The organism is Bacillus canaveralius, assembly GCF_002860125.1.
Classification (GTDB): domain Bacteria; phylum Bacillota; class Bacilli; order Bacillales; family Cytobacillaceae; genus Bacillus_BJ; species Bacillus_BJ canaveralius.
Map to the genome: position 1 here is coordinate 45519 of NZ_PGVA01000024.1, position 17012 is coordinate 62530.

Consider the following 17012-nt stretch of genomic DNA (forward strand, 5'->3'; position numbering starts at 1 on the left):
CTTCACCCTCTTTATCGTTGACTAACTTGCCTGCATCTTTTCCCTTCGCTTTTTTCGAACCACTTTAACCGATAGAAAAATGGCTGCACACACCCCCAAGATCAATAACAGCTCTTTCCCGTATTGCATAATTGTGTCGATCTCCTCGCCAAATATGTATCCTAACGTGAACATAATCAACAGCCAAACGAAAGCACCTGAATACGCAAATAATGCAAAAGATTTATAAGGCAGCCGGCTGGAGCCATACAAAAAGGGGACGAAGTTTCTGACACCGGGCAGAAAATAGCTGAACGAAAGAGAGAATGCATGATATTTTTCGATTAAATACAATGATTTGTCTATCGACTTGGAGAACTTGTTCTTTTTTGCGAACATGCGGAGCAGCGGCCTTCCAAGAAAATGGCCAAGCGCATAGATCGTTGTTAATGCCGTCAAAATTCCAAAGTACACAACGAGAAAGGTCAAGATTGGATTTAAAACACCTTGTGATGTTGCAAGGCCTACGGTCATTACAATTAACTCATTTGGGATCGGCATTCCAAAAATACCTAACCACAGCCACAGGAAAAGCGCCCAATAACCGCCCTCCTCAATAATATTAAGTATAAACTCCAGATCCACTCGCATTCCCTCCCCTCGCAATTCCATTTAGGGCATGCGTACTCTCGAGCTATTTTATATTGTATTATTAATTTCGATGTTTTTTTATGTTTTCCTTTTTTAATAATCACGTAGCTTGCGTAAACGAGCAGGTTTCCAGAGAATTAAAAGACCGCTAATGACTGAACACCAGCGGTCTTACAGATAATTCACGTAAAGCATCCATCTCACGAATTATAAATCGGAGCCTGCAGCTCTAAATATCTTAAACATCTCCTCCAAAGAGCTGTTTTGCTTGAACTAGTACGGATAGCCGCCGTAGCCGCCGTATCCACCATAGCCACCGTAGCCATAGCCGTATGGAGGATATGGAGGATAATAAGGATATGGTGGGTAGTACGGACGTGGATACAATAAAGCGCTGCCGACAAGCCCGCCTATTAGCCCACCGACAAATGGCCCGCCAAAAAAGAACCTTCTTCTTCCATATCCATAAGGTCGTCTATAATCATACATTTGGGTACCTCCTTCTCCTATAAAACTTGCTTACACTACTTCATATGCAAAATGCCCCTACTTTGAGTGGGCGAATCCAGTATTTGCAAGGGTTCCTTACATTGTTGACGAGGTTCTTCCGAAAGATCCCATTCTTTCATCCGCATAAAAAAACCCCGGAAACTGAGGTTCCGAAGTTTCATTTACTCTATTTTGTCTCAAAACGTTCAACAAGCAGGGCAAGTGTCCGCACCATAACTCCTGTCGCACCGGCAGGACCGAGGTTGCTTTCTTTTTTTGTCGTTGCTGTACCGGCAATGTCAAGGTGTACCCAAGGTGTGTCTTCTGCGAACTCACCAACAAACGCTCCGCCCATAATCGCATGGCCTTCACGGCCAGGAGAATTGTTTAAATCGGCAATTTTGCTGCTTCTAACCCGTTCTTTATCATCTTCAAATAATGGCAGGCGCCAAATCCGTTCTCCAGCTTCCAATGACGCTTCAAGCACTTGCTCAAAAAGCTGCTCATTATTCGTCAACGCCCCGGTTGTCTCTGTTCCAAGTGCAACGATCACTCCACCTGTTAATGTGGCAATATCAACTAAATAATCAGCACCGTGATGCTTTGCATACGTAACTGCATCTGCAAGGACGAGCCTGCCTTCCGCATCGGTATTCAGGACTTCAATTGTTTTTCCGCTCATCGAGGTAATTACATCATCAGGTTTCATTGCTGATCCACTGATCATATTATCTGTCGAAGCAATGACAGCAACGACGTTTTGCTCCGGTTTCAGCTCGCCGATGACCTCCATGGCGCCAAGGACAGCTGCCGCGCCTCCCATATCCATTTTCATCCCAACAATTCCATCCTTCGGTTTAAGCGAATAACCACCGGTATCAAACGTTATTCCTTTCCCCACAAGGCCAATAACGTCCTTCCACTCTTCTTTTCCCTGGTATTTGAGGACAATCATTTTGGGTGGTTCGGAAGATCCCTGGTTTACGGCTAATAATGCTCCCATCCCAAGCTTCTGCATTTCTTCTTTGCCCAGTACCTCGGCTTCAAAATCATATTTGGCGGCAAGCTCCTTCGCGTAGTTTGCCATATCTGTCGCAGTAAGCATATTGCCGGGAAGGTTTACTAGCGTACGGGCGGAGTTTGTTCCGTGACCATAGGCTGCGCCAACTGATAATGAAGCGCGAATGTCCTCTTCATCCGCCAGTTCACAGTAGACGGAGATGATTTCGATTTTCTTTTCCGGTTCATTCGACTTTTGCTTATAGCCTTCAAAACGGTATGTCGTCAAGGCGAAAGCTTCACTTAAAGCATGGGCGGCGTCCTGTGAGTCGACGTCCTCATTCGTAAAAGAATCCAAATATACAGCGGCTTCCTGGTACTTGGCTGATTCGATAGCCTTAAATGTTGCACCAAAGGCTTCACGGAGCAGTTCGAATGAAAAATCTTTTTGTTTACCGAGCCCGACAAAAACAATCCGTTTTGCAGCAATTTTTCCAAATGTATGTATGATAGAGATTGCTTTTTTCTTTGCTGCAATATCGCCGTGTTTTATAAGTTCATTCAGCTGGGCTGCAAATTCGTCATCGACACCTGCGATGATTCCTTCAAGCTTGGCCGGTTTATCAAAAATGCCAACCACTAAGCATTCATGCTCATTTGCAAAACTAAAGTCTTTTTTTATTTGAAACATTCCAACCACCCCCAAAGTATTGGATTTATTATAACGAAAAAAAACAAATATTTCGAGTGTCTAATCATCTTTCAAAATTAAATACAACTTTGCAACTCAGTAAACCGTCTGTTCGTGAAAAAGGAACACGATCGATATCTTTTGGTATAATAATATGGCATTGTTCCATAAACTGATTGATTCTTTTCTAGATCAAGTCCACTTTATCAAAAACTCATAATACTCAAGATGAAGATACACGGGCAACTTCACTCCCTGTGATGAACGGCGTATATTCTCATTTTGCACATTAATCTCAGTCAATTTTTATCCTTAACAAAAGTAGCAAACCATTTTAAATGTTTTCAATTTTTCATAGAGGTTATTACATAATATAGCTGGTTTTGGATATATTACGATTTTTCCTAAAGGAACAATTCACTAACTTTTCTTTTATCGTATATAAGATATAGAGGTATTAACTAAAAAGGTGGTTTTTTAATTGGATTTTTTTATGAATTTTCCTTTCTGGGCGGCGTTGGCAGCGATTTTTTTCGCTCAGTTTGTGAAAGTCCCGATTCAATTCATCGCAACCAGAAGGCTTGACTGGTCCTTGCTGACGAGCACGGGGGGAATGCCAAGCTCCCATTCCGCAGCCGTTACTGCTCTATCAACAGGTGTGGCGCTTGAGACGGGTTTAGACTCCGCCGTGTTTGCTGTGGCAGCTGTTTTTGCGATCATTACGATGTTCGATGCAACCGGTGTGCGCCGCCAGGCTGGCGAGCAGGCAATTGTGCTTAACCAGCTTGTTGCTGATTTTGCCAAGTTCGTCGTGGAGGCAAAGGTATGGCAGCAAAAGCCGGAGCAGGAAAAGCGGAAAGAGCTTAAGGAGTTGCTCGGGCATAAGCCGATTGAAGTCTTTTTTGGTGGATTAACTGGAGTGCTCCTGACTTTGCTTCTCTATTTTCTCTTTAACGTATAGGAGGCCGTATCATGCGAATCGTGTCATTATGTCCAAGTAATACAGAAATCATTGCTTATCTGGAACTGACCGAAGCTCTGGTCGGGGTTGATGATTTTTCCGACTGGCCGGATTGTGTACATCACCTCCCGAGGCTCGGACCTGATTTGTCAATTGATCTTGACAAGGTTGAACAATTGAAGCCGGATCTTGTACTGGCGTCATTGAGCGTACCAGGGATGGAAAAAAATGTGGCGGAGCTCGAAAAAAGGAGCATCCCGCATATCGTTTTAAATCCGCAAAGCCTTTCCGATATTCAGGAAGACCTCCTGAAAACCGCTGAAGCTTTAAATGTGCCGGCACACGGGAGAAGAGCCGCCGCCAATTTTGCACTAAGGCTTGCGAAATTGAACGAGGCGGCCTCAACAGTTCAACAGCGGCCGTCGCTTTATTGGGAATGGTGGCCCAAGCCCGTATTTACGCCGGGGAAAATAAACTGGCTGACCGAAATTAGCCAAGCTGTCGGTGCTTATAATGTCTTTCACGATGTTGAGCTTGCAAGCGTCCAGACAGATTGGAACGATGTACTTGATCGGAACCCGGATTATATTTGCCTTGCCTGGGTTGGTGTAAGGCGGGGAAAAGTAAATCCCGATATCGTAAAAAAGCGGCCTGGATGGTCCAAGCTTAAAGCCATAGAACACAATCGGATCTTTGTTCTTGAGGAAGAACTTTTTTGCCGCCCATCCCCCCGGCTGCTTGAAGGAGCCGAAAAACTCTTCCAATTAATTCATGGCAAACAAAAAACAGGCAGCGTGTAAAATAACTGCCTGTTTTTATTCTATTCTTTGTCCGTGCTTATATACTGCTGCCTGAATACTTGCATCGGTTCGGCTTCGTTCAATGCTGTTAAATCCTCTTCCGTGAGTTTCCCATCTCCACGCTCAACAACGAAAACATCAATTGTTTTCTTGCCCCAATTCGTGAAAACATCGTCGACGGTTTCGTAATAAAGATCGAGTTTATTGCCTTTAATGGCTCCGCCTTTATCTGCTACCACACCAAAGCCATAACCAGGAATGAACAAAATGGTTCCGATCGGAAATACATTTAAATCTGCTGCTACTGTCGAATAGAGATCCCTTTTCACCTTCACCCCGGAGTATGTAATGCCGTAAGCAGGGTGGTCAGAACCTTTTCCGGTAGACTCATAGCCGGCTGTGTAACCTGTGGCCACAACAGTCTCTGTCGGATACTGATTCAAATTAAACTGGTCCTCTAATGATGGCAAAGTTCCAGCTACAGCATTGGTTGACGAGATTTTCGGTTCAACCTGTGCTACTTTTTGAATAAACTTAAATGCAAGCCCGATAGTTTTTATATTATGATCAAAATAGTTTCTGTCTTCAATCTCATTTTGCCCTTCATGTCCCCTTTGTGCCATCGCAACAAACGTCTTCGCTTCAACACCTGAAATAGCTTGGAATGTTGTCGATATAGCTGCCAAACATAAAATAGTCATTACTGAACGCTTAATCCAAACTTTTGGTTTCATCAAAATTTTCACTCCTCCCAAGACTATTCATTTCCCATATATCAGAGAAATATTCCTAAAAGGAGAAAAAACACAGGAAAATAAGGCTATAAGCTAAAAGTTTTGCAATTTACTAGCAAGTTATGTATTATGGAAGCTTTGTGCTGGATAAGGGAAAGGCATGATGAGCCGGATTGCCCGGGATAATAATGTTTGTTAATATAAATGCGGAATTTTGTCGTTTTTTGTTGGCGCAATTTGCCCTTCTTATCTACCGGGTTGATTTAAGCATAAAAAAAGAACCCTCTCAAAATGAGAAGATTCTAAAACATTTGATAGCCCTTTTTACGAAGCAGTTTAATGACGATTCCGGCCAGAATCGCTCCAGCCAGGCCGCTGCTTAAAATCAGCACATCAGACAAGGCCAATCTTGAAAATTTTACACCCAAATCAGTTAATGCTGTTTTGCTGCTAGTGAAATATTCGATAAAACGAACATCGTCGACAATAATGATCGCGATCAGAGGATACACAATTGCCATTATCCAAGACATGCGCAGTAGCATATTTAATAAAAAACCAATGCCAAAAAACAACACAAAAAACAAAAGCATTGATATGATTAATGTAACAATCGTTAGCATTCCATTTCCTCCCTTAACACATCAATTTTAAGTGTACTGAAAGGAAGTAAACCCGTCAATTTAAATAACAGAAAAAAACTCCGCATTTTGCGAAGTTTATTCATTAATTATTGTTATTTTTTGCTTTTCCCCGAACCGCCGCAGCAGGAGCATGTTTCAGAGCCACCTAGCAAAAGCTGAAAATACCCTTTTCCTGCGCAGTATGGACAATCTTTTGAATCCAGCTTCTTTGCTGTCATCTGAACCATCTCCTTATATATCACTGAATGTTCTGATAATATATCAAAATTTATTTTAAAAGCAAAGGAGCAAAATCAACGAAAAAACGCATGTGTAAACGCATACATAACTCTTTTTCTCCTGATTTCATTTGTTTACTCAATATTTCTGAATATTATAAAAATAATTTATATGCTGTGTAATTAAAGTGATCGCCCGGATTTATGCCGTTGATTGGCGCTTTTACGGCAGCATCTTTAAGGTTGGCCAAATGATGGAGAAGCACTGAAGCCGATTTTTCAGCAAGCAATTCATCTGGGTCTATAAAGCGAGCCTCCAAAATTTCGCTTTCCTGTACTTTAATAATTTGATCCTCTTTCGGCTTAAGCGAAAATACCAACATATTATCACTGATTTCATCGCTAATGACACCCGTTCTTAAGCCGATTAAACCTTGAATCGCACAATTGATTCCGGTTTCCTCGAAAACCTCGCGAACTGCCGCGGCATCAGCTGTTTCTCCAGGCGCAACAAAACCGGCCGGCAGTGACCACATTCCTTTCAATCCCCCGTAGCTTTTTTTGACAACAAGCCACTCGAAGGCTTCATTTATAACCAGGCCGGACACCCCTAACCAAACATTTCCTCTTTTGTTCACACTCATCCCCTGCACCCCTGTTTGTTTAATAATTCTATTTTATCAAAAGGCCCCACTTTCGGTGCCGTCGGGCGAAAAGGGTAAGTAAAAGCAGGCAGATCTTTGTCTGCCTGCCTTGTTATAGAATATTGAATTTCCCTTTTTTAAAGACGAGAGATGGTCCGCCAATCATGTAAAGGGCACGATTGTCGATCATTTTTTTCATGAAGGAAGCTTTTCCGCCTACCATTTTCTTTCCGAAGGCAACTCCAATCGCATCGTCTTCACCAAGGGAACAAACGGTTCCTTTTATATCAGGCGTAAAAGTTTCAAGTTCGCCTTTATCGCGAATAAGTGCGGCAAGATTTCTGGCGCATAGTTCGCCCTGCTGCATCGCAATCTGGGCTGTTGGCGGATATGGACGGTTGATTTCTTCATTGATGATCAATGAGCAGTCGCCAATTATGAACACGTTGTCGGAGCCTGGTACTCTTAAATCCGGGTCTACTTTTACACGCCCGCGCATTGCTTCGATCCCTGACTTTTCGATAATTGAATTACCGCGTACTCCGGCGGCCCAAACAACAGTTGCCGCTTTAATTTCTTCCACTTCATTTTCACCTTTTGCCACAATAATCCCTTCAGGAGTACATTCTTTGATCGCTGTTCCGATCCTGAATTCAACGCCTTTCTTCTCCAATTGGGAAACGGCATATTCGACAAGCTCCGGATCAAAGCCAGGCAGAACCATTGGTGCTGCTTCTACACAAATCATTCTGACATCATGGAAATCAACATCATATTCCTTGCATAATTCAGGGACGCGGTTTGACAGTTCCCCTAGAAATTCGATTCCCGTAAACCCTGCTCCACCCACGACGATAGAAAGGCGCTCAGGCTTTTTATCTGCATCTGTATTGTATGTCGCAAATTGGTATTCAATATGATTACGAATTTGTCTCGCAGAATCGACATTGACGATTGAAAAGGCGTATTCCTTCAAACCTTTTATACCAAATGTTTCAGGCTCTGCCCCCAATGCAACAACAAGATAATCGTATGCCACTTCCCCATTTTCGAGGATGACCTTTTTTTCTTCCATCTGAATCTCAACGGCCGCATCCTGAATGAACTCGATCTTGTTCGTGTCAATGACATTTTTAATGTCATAGCGGACACGGTCATGATGTAAAGTTCCTGCAGACGCTTCATGCAGCCAAGTTGTTTCATAGTGGTAATCGTTTTTGTTGATTAAAACGATGTCAGCTTCATTTACACCGACAAGCTTTTGCAGCCGAACAGCAGTCATTAAACCACCGTAGCCCGCTCCAAGAATTACTATTTTTGGCTTTCTCAAGTATATCACTTCACCTTTATCTATATATTTTTCATCTGCAAACACTTTTTCTTATCTTCCGCTGCTTTATAATGAATTATTTTAAGTTTCAAGAAAAAGTTTGTGATGTAATTCACGAACTAAGTCAAAAAAATGTGCTGAAATTGTCATAAAATATTAACATATTGTCTATATTACATATTATTCTTTTTTACTCTACTTTTCAAGCTATTAAATCGAATTAAGAAAATTTATAATTGACTTAAAAACATTGCTCAATTTTCTTATATAGGCATTACCTGAATACCGAAAGTCATTTTTTTCAAATCGGAATTCCCGGCTTTTGAGTGAGGATTTCCTTCGTTTATGGTATGATAGGGAATGGATTTGTTACTATCAGATGGGGGGATTTGGTGTGAAAAAAGATCAAAAGGTTTATGATATTACGATCATTGGTGGAGGGCCTGTCGGACTCTTTACGGCTTTTTATGGAGGTATGAGACAAGCCTCAGTAAAAATTATCGAGAGCCTGCCTCAGTTGGGCGGTCAGCTTTCAGCTCTTTATCCGGAAAAATACATATACGATGTGGCGGGTTTCCCAAAGGTTCGCGCCCAGGAATTAGTCAATAACCTGAAAGAACAAATGGCTAAATTTGAGCCGGAAGTGGTAGTCGAACAATCAGTAGAGAAATTAGAAAAACAAGAAGATGATATTTTTAAATTAACGACAAATAAAGAAATTCATTATTCGAAAACGATTATTATCACAGCAGGGAACGGTGCTTTCCAGCCACGCCGAATCGAACTGGAAAATGCTGCTGAATACGAAGGAAAGAATCTTCATTACTTTATTGATGATTTAAACCAGTTTGCCGGCCAAAAAGTTGCCGTTTGCGGTGGCGGGGACTCCGCAGTCGACTGGGCGCTCATGCTTGAACCAATTGCGGAAGAAGTGATGATCATCCATAGACGGGATAAGTTCCGGGCTCATGAGCACAGCGTGGAAAATCTTCATAACTCAAGGGTCCAAGTGAAAACACCGTACATCCCGGTTGAGTTAATTGGGGATGATAGCGAGATTAAACAAATCGTTCTGCAGGATGGGAACGGTGACAGCAAAGAGGCAATTGATGTGGATGCCGTAATCGTGAACTTCGGATTCGTGTCTTCTTTAGGGCCAATTAAGGAATGGGGATTGGAAATAGAGAAAAATTCGATTGTTGTCAATTCAAAAATGGAAACGAATGTCCCGGGAATTTATGCTGCGGGAGACATTTGCACATATGATGGCAAAGTTAAATTAATCGCGTGCGGATTCGGGGAAGCACCAACAGCTGTAAATAACGCGAAAGCATTCCTTGATCCAAAAGCAAGGGTACAACCGCTGCACAGCACATCTTTATTTGAAAAATAAAAATGTAAAAGGCACCTGATCGGTGCCTTTTTATGTTAACACTCTTCCGGTGTACCGGCATTTACCGCAGTCCGGAATGATGATCCGCAGCCGCAGGAGGCGATTGCGTTCGGGTTGTCGATGGTGAAGCCGCCGCCCATCATGGATTGTTTGAAGTCAATTTTTGTTCCATTTAGGATGGCTGCATCTTCTTTTTTGACCAAAACAGGGATACTGTGCTGCTCATCAAGAAAATCATCGTCACCTTTTTCTTGCTCAAAGCCCATCCCGTATGAAAGTCCGCTGCATCCTCCACCCTTGACCGCTATTCTTAAGAAAGAGCCTTCTTCCTCATTTTGCTTCATCATATCTTTTATTTGAAATGCCGCTGCTTCTGTAATAGTCACTACTTGATTCATGCTAACGATTCTCCTTTCAAGTTGTCCGGTATACATGGACATGAATTTCTTGAATAAAACTTTATCTATAAATAGTATATACAGTTGGGGCCGAACACTCAACTGAATGAGCATCACTTCTGTAAATTTCGGTTACAAATGAGTGAAAAGCAGTCCTTTTTACCCGCGTATACGGTATAATTTTAAATATACGAATGAATTTCATAAAGCAATTCTTTAAGTGAAAAACGAACAGTTACTTAATGTTAAAATAGTATTATTCGTTTCCTACGGCATACTCCTGTATATCTAGACAAATTTGTTCGTTTTTCCGTTTAGCTTGTTAAATTGTGAAATTGACTCATATTTTAAAATAAGAAATCTGGATGGTGATTGCTTTGACTGAATTAACTCCACTGTATGATAAAAGCTGCCAATGTATGATGTGTAAAAAGTCATTTACCACCAAAAAGATCCGATCCCGCTTTATAAAAGTTAAAGAATATGAAAGTGATTTTAAGCCGGTCTATGAATCTGTTGAAAACAATCCACTGCTTTACTACATAAATGTCTGTCCGCATTGCGGCTTTTCTTTTTCAGACGACTTTTCTCTTTTTTTTCCATCAGGGGCGAAAGAGACAATAACCGAGAAAGTATCGAACCAATGGGTACCGCATGACTTCGGAGCTGAACGCAGCATCGACACTTCGATTAATACATATAAACTCGGATCGTATTGCGCCACGCTTAAGAAAGAAAAGCATATCATTATTGCTGGAATTTACATGCGGCTAGCCTGGCTGTACCGCACCTTGAATAACAGCATACAGGAACAGCGCTTTATGAAACTTGCGATCCACGAATATAAAGAATCCTTTTCAGCCGACGATTTTCAAGGTACGCAGGTTTCCGAAACCAGATTGCTTTATTTGATCGGAGACTTGTCCAGAAGAATTGGAGATCAAGACCAGGCAGTCAAGTATTTCTCAAAAGTAATTGAAAAACAAAGCGGAACGACGGAACCAACGATAATCGAAATGGCCCGGGAACGCTGGCATGAGATCAGGGATTCCCGAAAGCAGGCCAAAGGAATTTGAACAGTTTAGAATTTATTGATGGAGAATTCATTTTGATGGCAATTCACCAGTGAAAAACCAGCCGCACGGAATTGGGGCTGGTTTTTTTCTATCTTAAAACATTGGATTTTCTTCCAAGTATTGATATATGTTTTCAACCAGCTCAGCTGGGGTATCTCCGGTAACAACTTCACCATTAACGAGTGCATATAATGATTGCGCACATTTTCCGCAATAGCCAAGGCAGCCATATTCAATAACGTCGAGATTAGAATCTCTCTCAAGCTGCTCTAGTGCCGCCTGTGCACCGCTTGCCAGGTTGCTGATGCAGAATTCTATGATCGGCTTAATCAACTTTCTCACCTCTCTACTAGTAATTTATCGTACCTGTTTTGTCCAGGCTCGTCAAATAGCACTGCCTCAGTCCTTTTGTCAAGTTATTTTGCCATTATCTGTTGTGATTTTGTGACAACTTCGTTATACTTTTTATGGTGTTAACAGTGACAAAAATAATTTATATATATTTAACTTTTTCAGAAAAATAATTTTCAATCTTTTTTATTGTGTGATCAGTGGAGTAGACCGGGCTAAACATAAGAATGCATTATATCAGGATGTTTTTTTAAAGTACGTAAAGTTATTATCCGCTAACAGGGATTTGGAGGGTATTTTTAAACCGCTTACAGAGTCAGATAAAGGGGAAATTCGAATGAAAAATTTAGTCATTCTTGGTGGAGGCTATGGCGGAATGAGAATTCTTCACCGCCTTTTACCGAATCAACTGCCAGAGGACATTACGATCACTCTGATTGATCGCGTCCCTTATCATTGTTTAAAAACGGAATATTATGCACTGGCTGCTGGAACAATCTCAGATCAACATATCCGGGTTGCGTTTCCTGAACATCCTCGGCTGAACGTCAAATACGGGGAAGTTTCAGGAATAAACGTCGGGGAAAAACAAGTATTGTTAACAGGCCAGGATCCGATCAGCTTCGATGATCTAATTATTGGTCTTGGTTGCGAAGATAAATACCATAATATTCCTGGTGCTGATGTTCACACATTCAGCATTCAATCGATCGATAAATCGAGAAATACCTATCAGGCTTTGAATAATCTTTCCCCGGGCTCGACAGTTGCGATTGTCGGAGCAGGACTTAGTGGAGTCGAACTTGCCAGCGAATTAAGCGAAAGCCGCCGGGACTTGAACATTCAGCTGTTTGACAGGGGCAACCATATTTTATCAGCGTTTCCGGAACGGTTGAGTACTTATGTAGAAAACTGGTTTGACAACCACGGCGTCGAAATCGTTAATAATGCGAACATTACCCGCGTCGAAGAAAAGCTATTATACAATCACGACGAGCCGGTTCACTGCGATGTGATTGTCTGGACGGCTGGAATACAGCCAAGTAAGGTAATTCGTGATTTAAACGTTGAAAAAGATAATCAGGGCAGAGTTGTGCTGACACCCCAGCACAATATACCAGGCAATGAACACATCTATGTTGTCGGCGATTGTGCGGCACTATCACACGCACCAAGCGCTCAATTAGCCGAAGGGCAAGCAGAGCAGATCGTCCAGGTGCTGCAGAAGCGCTGGAACGGTGAAGCGCCTCCAGAAAGCTTCCCAGCAATTAAATTAAAGGGAGTGCTCGGATCGCTTGGCAAAAAGCACGGTTTTGGCCTTGTTGCCGATCGGGCGATAACCGGCCGTGTTGCACGGCTGTTAAAATCGGGGATACTATGGATGTATAAATACCATAATGGGTAAAAAAACCTTGCTGTGGCAAGGTTTTTTCTACGCTCCATACCCGTGCTTTTCCATTTCAGCAAAAATTGTTTTCAACCTTGGGTTTCCTTCTCCAACGACTTCGCCTTCGATTAACACGACAGGATAGAACATATCTTCTTCTATAACCTGCCGAGCAAACGAGGCTTTTCCTTCTTCAGCTGGAGGATTATATATATCAACGTAACTTATTTTAAATGGCTGATCGGGAAATTTCCTGACGACTGCGGCTTCAAGCCATTCAAAAGTCTCCTTTGAAGATGGAAGGTTAACACAGCTGGGACAAAGTTGCTCTGCGCCGTATACGATAATCTCGACTTGTTTATTCGCCATGTCTGCACCCCTGTTTGGTCTTTTTTTTATTTTACAATATAATCGAGTAAATTTCACAATTTAAAAAGCCACACCGAAAACACGAACGAAGTTGTCTAAATAAACAAAAGTAGCCGTGGCAATGAATAATAATATGTTAACTCTGTAAATAACTGGTTCGTTTTTCAATTAAAGAAGCTTTATACAATTTATCAATCAATGAAAAACCTATGAAAATATTGTTTAATTGTGGTTTTCTGGTTCAAGGAATAGATTTTTGGCAGAGTAGTGATTATAATAAATATTAAAGAAAGGAGTCGATTTCATGGCTGATCTAGATGTTAAAGCTGAAGTCCAGGAAGTATTAGATAAATTGCGTCCGTTTCTTCTTCGCGACGGAGGAGACTGCGAATTGGTTGATGTTGAAGATGGCATCGTTAAGCTTCGCCTGCTGGGTGCTTGCGGAAGCTGCCCAAGCTCAACCATTACTTTAAAAGCAGGAATCGAACGGGCCCTTTTAGAAGAAGTTCCAGGAGTTCTTGAGGTAGAACAAGTATTTTAAGCACATAAAAACGATTTCACCACCTGGTGAAATCGTTTTTTATTTAGAAATCTGATAATTTTCTTTTTCAACATTGCTCCCGTTTCGGTCCATTTCCAGACTCAAAATATCCATGTCGGGAATATGTTTTTTCAGTCTTGATGCGAGCTCGTCCCCTTTTCCCTTCTCGATGAAGCACATCACAGCGGGGCCTGCTCCACTTAGCGCTGTGCCAAATGCTCCGCTTTCGGCTGCTACCGCTTCGATGCGGCTTAAATGGGGAACTAATTTACGGCGGTACGGTTGATGATATCGATCAGCTGCCATCATTTTTCCGGCGAGCTGCCAATTCTCAGCTAACAATGCCGCAATAAGCACATTTGAAACTGCTCCAGCCGTAACGGCTTCCTTGTAATCCAGCAATTCCGGCAATACCTGCCGTGATGCTTCTGTTAACAGCTCCTCCTTTGGCACGACGGCGACGATGTCAAAACAAATGTCACTGAAAACTGCGGCGTTTGCCTCTTCGCCATTCAGGCAGCCAATCACAAGACCCCCGAATAGAGAGGCTCCGGCATTATCCGGATGTCCTTCGAATTGGGACGCCAGCTCAAATTTCCCCTGCTTTGACAATCCTAATTGACAGACTGAATCAGCTAGTTCGATTCCGGCGACAATTGCTGCGGCACTGGAGCCCAAGCCTCTGGCAAGGGGAATTTCACTATTTACACGGAGGTGGCAGCCTGGCATTTCTTTACCAAACATAGCCGCTGTCTTAATGGCCGTAGAGCAAATTAAATTCGTCTCATCTTCAGGAAAGTCATGCAGTTCATCGGTTAAATAAGCAACCTTCCATTCGCTTCCCGGGAACACCTCAACTGTTAAATACAGATTTAAGGCCAGTCCGATTGAATCAAAGCCAGGGCCAAGATTTGCGGTGCTGGCCGGAACTTTGATGACCAGCTTTGCATCTTCCCTCATATCTGGACCACACCCTTAATATGCCGAGCAACCACCTCGTAGCTATTTGGAAGAACAATCGGCTTTACAGGGCTAACCTCAATAGCCGCAGTCGGGTCCTTCAGGCCGTTCCCTGTTAAGATCGCAACAATTCTTGTGCCCCGTTCAATTTCACTGTTTTGCAGTTGCTTGAAAATACCGGCAAGTGATGCGCATGAGGCCGGTTCGGCAAAAATGCCTTCACGGGAAGCAAGAAGCTGATAAGCAGCAAGAATTTCCGCATCGCTAACCTCATCTATTTTTCCGTTTGATTCCTGGACTGCGTTAACTGCTAAGCTCCAGCTTGCCGGATTGCCAATTCGGATTGCCGTCGCAATCGTTTCCGGCTCCTCAAAGACGCGATTATGGACAATTGCCGCAGCTCCTTCCGCTTCAAATCCGTGCATCCGCGGGAGAGCATACCCTTTTATCTCATTGTATTCTTTAAAGCCCTTCCAGTAGGCACTTATATTCCCGGCGTTTCCGACCGGAATCGCTAATATGTCCGGTGCCCCGCCAAGCTGGTCGCAAACCTCAAAAGCACCTGTTTTTTGCCCTTCGAGCCGATATGGATTAACGGAGTTTACGAGAGTAACTGGCTCAGTCTCGCTAATCTTTCGTACCATCTGTAAAGCTTGATCAAAATTCCCCTCTATTGATATGATTTCGGCTCCGTACATAACGGCCTGGGCGAGCTTGCCCATTGCTATCTTTCCTTCAGGAATAACAACAATGCAACGCAAGCCGGCCCGCGCCGCGTATGCCGCAGCAGAAGCAGATGTGTTACCTGTAGAAGCACAAATAACCGTGTCACTACCTTGTTCCTTTGCTTTTGCAACGGCCATCACCATTCCTCTGTCCTTAAAGGATCCGGTCGGGTTGGCTCCCTCTGTTTTTACGTACAGATCCACTCCCCATTCGATTGAAAGCTGCTCCAGCCTGACAAGAGGTGTATTTCCTTCATGTAGTGATAATAACGGTGTCTCTTGACCAATAGGTAAATATTCTCGGTAAGCTTCTAATAGTCCCGGCCATCGCATTAACGGCCTCCTCCTTCTACTCTGTATGAGCTTTTAATTTCATTTATGGCACTTAAATCTCTTAATTTGTTTAAAATTTGTTCGAAGTCCTCCAGGGACGAACGATGTGTAACGAGTACGATTTCAGCTTCTTCTGCTTCCTTCAAAGGAAGCTGGAGGATCTTTTCAAAGCTGACCCCATGTTCAGCAAATACCGACGTAATATTGGCAAATACCCCGACTTCATCCTTGACATGAATCCGTAAAAAGTATTTGGAGTAGATTTCTTCGGGTTGCTTCAATTTTTTTTCATACTGCGGTGAAATAGCACTCTTGCCGTTCACGCCAAGACGCATGTTTTTCATTACGCCGACCAGGTCTGAAACAATAGCGGTTGCTGTCGGCAGGCTTCCCGCCCCCGGTCCGTAAAACATTGTTTCCCCGACTGCTTCACCGTACACATACACAGCATTATACTCGTCATTAACGGCTGCAAGCGGATGGGCATCGGCCAGCAGGGTCGGCTGGACACTGACTTCAACTTTTTCGCCTTCCCGCTGGGCTATGCCGATTAATTTCATCGTGTAGCCGAGCTGTTTTCCGTATTGCAGGTCATCCTCTGATACAGAACGGATTCCTTTTACTTTTACATCATCCAAATCGATTTTCATGGAGAAACCGAGAGTAGAAAGAATCGCCATTTTTCTGGCTGCGTCAAGCCCGTCAACGTCTGCTGTTGGATCTGATTCTGCATATCCGAGCCTTTGTGCTTCCGCAAGTACATCGTCATAAGCACTGCCCTGTTTACTCATTTTTGTAAGAATATAGTTTGTTGTTCCATTGACAATACCCATCATCTTTGTAATCCGGTCAGAAGCCAGGCCGTCGACAAGGCTTCTCAAGATAGGAATCCCTCCGGCAACACTTGCCTCATAAAATAAATCACAACTATTTAAGGATGCCGTTGTAAGCAGCTCTGAACCATGGACCGCCATCAAATCCTTGTTGGCGGTAACAACATGCTTTTTCTGTTTAAGTGCCTTTAAGAGCAGTTCCTTAGTGCCCTCTAAACCGCCCATTACCTCGATAATAATGTCAATATCCGGATCATCGATAATCTCCTCTGCACTTGTGGTCAACAAAGATTGATTCACCGCTACCTCTCTCTCTTTATGTATGTTTTGGACGAGAACTTTTTTCACCTGCACAGGGCAGCCAATCTGGTGCATCAGCTTATCCTGATGGTTTTCAATGATTTTTACGACACCTGATCCTACTGTTCCCAATCCCAATAAACCTATCGAAATTGCTTTCATGCTTTGCCTCCCCGGGAATGTCTTTTTTATGCGTACAAATGTTT

At 42.8% G+C, this 17012-nt stretch carries 20 protein-coding genes; 6 read left to right on the forward strand and 14 right to left on the reverse strand.

Annotated features, from left to right (window positions below):
- Positions 1-21: 21 nt before the first annotated feature.
- The 3 genes from CU635_RS10140 to CU635_RS10150 all read right to left on the reverse strand — a co-directional run bounded on the left by CU635_RS10140 (position 22) and on the right by CU635_RS10150 (position 2809).
- Positions 22-624 carry a DedA family protein gene (locus tag CU635_RS10140; protein ID WP_101577250.1) on the reverse strand — a complete coding sequence of 201 codons (603 nt, stop codon included), beginning with the start codon at positions 622-624 and terminating at the stop codon, positions 22-24.
- A gap of 279 nt (positions 625-903) precedes the next feature.
- The gene (locus CU635_RS10145; protein WP_101577251.1) at positions 904-1119 is read right to left on the reverse strand and encodes a hypothetical protein; all 216 of its coding nucleotides are present in this window, start codon (positions 1117-1119) and stop codon (positions 904-906) included.
- A 187-nt stretch (positions 1120-1306) separates the two neighbouring features.
- Positions 1307-2809 carry a leucyl aminopeptidase gene (locus tag CU635_RS10150; protein WP_101577252.1) on the reverse strand — a complete coding sequence of 501 codons (1503 nt, stop codon included), beginning with the start codon at positions 2807-2809 and terminating at the stop codon, positions 1307-1309.
- Positions 2810-3302: 493 nt separating this feature from the next.
- Between CU635_RS10150 and CU635_RS10155 the strand changes: the two genes are divergently transcribed.
- Both CU635_RS10155 and CU635_RS10160 read left to right on the forward strand, forming a co-directional pair.
- The gene (locus tag CU635_RS10155; protein WP_373270873.1) at positions 3303-3770 is read left to right on the forward strand and encodes a divergent PAP2 family protein; all 468 of its coding nucleotides are present in this window, start codon (positions 3303-3305) and stop codon (positions 3768-3770) included.
- Between the two features lie 11 nt (positions 3771-3781).
- The gene (locus CU635_RS10160; RefSeq protein WP_101577254.1) at positions 3782-4570 is read left to right on the forward strand and encodes a cobalamin-binding protein; all 789 of its coding nucleotides are present in this window, start codon (positions 3782-3784) and stop codon (positions 4568-4570) included.
- 20 nt (positions 4571-4590) lie between these two features.
- Here the strand turns inward: CU635_RS10160 and CU635_RS10165 are convergent, their stop codons facing one another.
- The 5 genes from CU635_RS10165 to CU635_RS10180 all read right to left on the reverse strand — a co-directional run bounded on the left by CU635_RS10165 (position 4591) and on the right by CU635_RS10180 (position 8140).
- Positions 4591-5304, reverse strand: coding sequence for a 3D domain-containing protein (locus CU635_RS10165; RefSeq protein ID WP_245917419.1), 714 nt, complete (start codon positions 5302-5304; stop codon positions 4591-4593).
- Between the two features lie 302 nt (positions 5305-5606).
- Entirely contained in the window at positions 5607-5927 is a 321-nt protein-coding gene (locus CU635_RS10170; protein WP_101577256.1) for a YuiB family protein, read from the reverse strand.
- Between the two features lie 113 nt (positions 5928-6040).
- Positions 6041-6166, reverse strand: coding sequence for a YuiA family protein (locus CU635_RS23295; protein ID WP_180954815.1), 126 nt, complete (start codon positions 6164-6166; stop codon positions 6041-6043).
- 155 nt (positions 6167-6321) lie between these two features.
- Positions 6322-6810, reverse strand: coding sequence for an NUDIX domain-containing protein (locus tag CU635_RS10175; RefSeq protein ID WP_101577257.1), 489 nt, complete (start codon positions 6808-6810; stop codon positions 6322-6324).
- 112 nt (positions 6811-6922) lie between these two features.
- Positions 6923-8140 carry an NAD(P)/FAD-dependent oxidoreductase gene (locus CU635_RS10180; RefSeq protein ID WP_101577459.1) on the reverse strand — a complete coding sequence of 406 codons (1218 nt, stop codon included), beginning with the start codon at positions 8138-8140 and terminating at the stop codon, positions 6923-6925.
- A 394-nt stretch (positions 8141-8534) separates the two neighbouring features.
- On the opposite strand from CU635_RS10180, the gene CU635_RS10185 reads away from it, so the two are divergent.
- Positions 8535-9533, forward strand: coding sequence for an NAD(P)/FAD-dependent oxidoreductase (locus tag CU635_RS10185; RefSeq protein WP_101577258.1), 999 nt, complete (start codon positions 8535-8537; stop codon positions 9531-9533).
- A gap of 35 nt (positions 9534-9568) precedes the next feature.
- Here CU635_RS10185 and CU635_RS10190 read toward each other — a convergent pair whose 3' ends face one another.
- Positions 9569-9931 carry a HesB/IscA family protein gene (locus tag CU635_RS10190; RefSeq protein ID WP_101577259.1) on the reverse strand — a complete coding sequence of 121 codons (363 nt, stop codon included), beginning with the start codon at positions 9929-9931 and terminating at the stop codon, positions 9569-9571.
- A gap of 377 nt (positions 9932-10308) precedes the next feature.
- On the opposite strand from CU635_RS10190, the gene CU635_RS10195 reads away from it, so the two are divergent.
- On the forward strand, positions 10309-11007 hold the full coding sequence (locus CU635_RS10195; RefSeq protein ID WP_101577460.1) for a DUF2225 domain-containing protein: 699 nt from the start codon (positions 10309-10311) through the stop codon (positions 11005-11007).
- A gap of 93 nt (positions 11008-11100) precedes the next feature.
- Here CU635_RS10195 and CU635_RS10200 read toward each other — a convergent pair whose 3' ends face one another.
- Positions 11101-11340, reverse strand: coding sequence for a YuzB family protein (locus CU635_RS10200; protein WP_101577260.1), 240 nt, complete (start codon positions 11338-11340; stop codon positions 11101-11103).
- A 355-nt stretch (positions 11341-11695) separates the two neighbouring features.
- Between CU635_RS10200 and CU635_RS10205 the strand changes: the two genes are divergently transcribed.
- On the forward strand, positions 11696-12763 hold the full coding sequence (locus CU635_RS10205; protein WP_101577261.1) for an NAD(P)/FAD-dependent oxidoreductase: 1068 nt from the start codon (positions 11696-11698) through the stop codon (positions 12761-12763).
- A gap of 27 nt (positions 12764-12790) precedes the next feature.
- Here CU635_RS10205 and CU635_RS10210 read toward each other — a convergent pair whose 3' ends face one another.
- Complete coding sequence (locus CU635_RS10210; protein WP_101577262.1) at positions 12791-13114, reverse strand: YuzD family protein; 324 nt, start codon at positions 13112-13114, stop codon at positions 12791-12793.
- 304 nt (positions 13115-13418) lie between these two features.
- Here CU635_RS10210 and CU635_RS10215 point away from each other — a divergent pair, with 304 nt between their 5' ends.
- Entirely contained in the window at positions 13419-13655 is a 237-nt protein-coding gene (locus CU635_RS10215; protein ID WP_101577263.1) for a NifU family protein, read from the forward strand.
- Positions 13656-13694: 39 nt separating this feature from the next.
- Here the strand turns inward: CU635_RS10215 and thrB are convergent, their stop codons facing one another.
- Genes thrB through CU635_RS10230 form a run of 3 tightly spaced genes read right to left on the reverse strand, consistent with a single transcriptional unit; the run spans position 13695 to position 16968 of the window.
- The gene (gene thrB, locus CU635_RS10220; protein ID WP_101577264.1) at positions 13695-14615 is read right to left on the reverse strand and encodes a homoserine kinase; all 921 of its coding nucleotides are present in this window, start codon (positions 14613-14615) and stop codon (positions 13695-13697) included.
- Positions 14612-15673, reverse strand: a complete 1062-nt coding sequence (gene thrC, locus CU635_RS10225) for a threonine synthase (RefSeq protein ID WP_101577265.1) — start codon at positions 15671-15673, stop codon at positions 14612-14614. The genes thrB and thrC overlap by 4 nt, the downstream gene beginning before the upstream one ends.
- Complete coding sequence (locus CU635_RS10230; RefSeq protein ID WP_101577266.1) at positions 15673-16968, reverse strand: homoserine dehydrogenase; 1296 nt, start codon at positions 16966-16968, stop codon at positions 15673-15675. The genes thrC and CU635_RS10230 overlap by 1 nt, the downstream gene beginning before the upstream one ends.
- Positions 16969-17012: the final 44 nt, after the last annotated feature.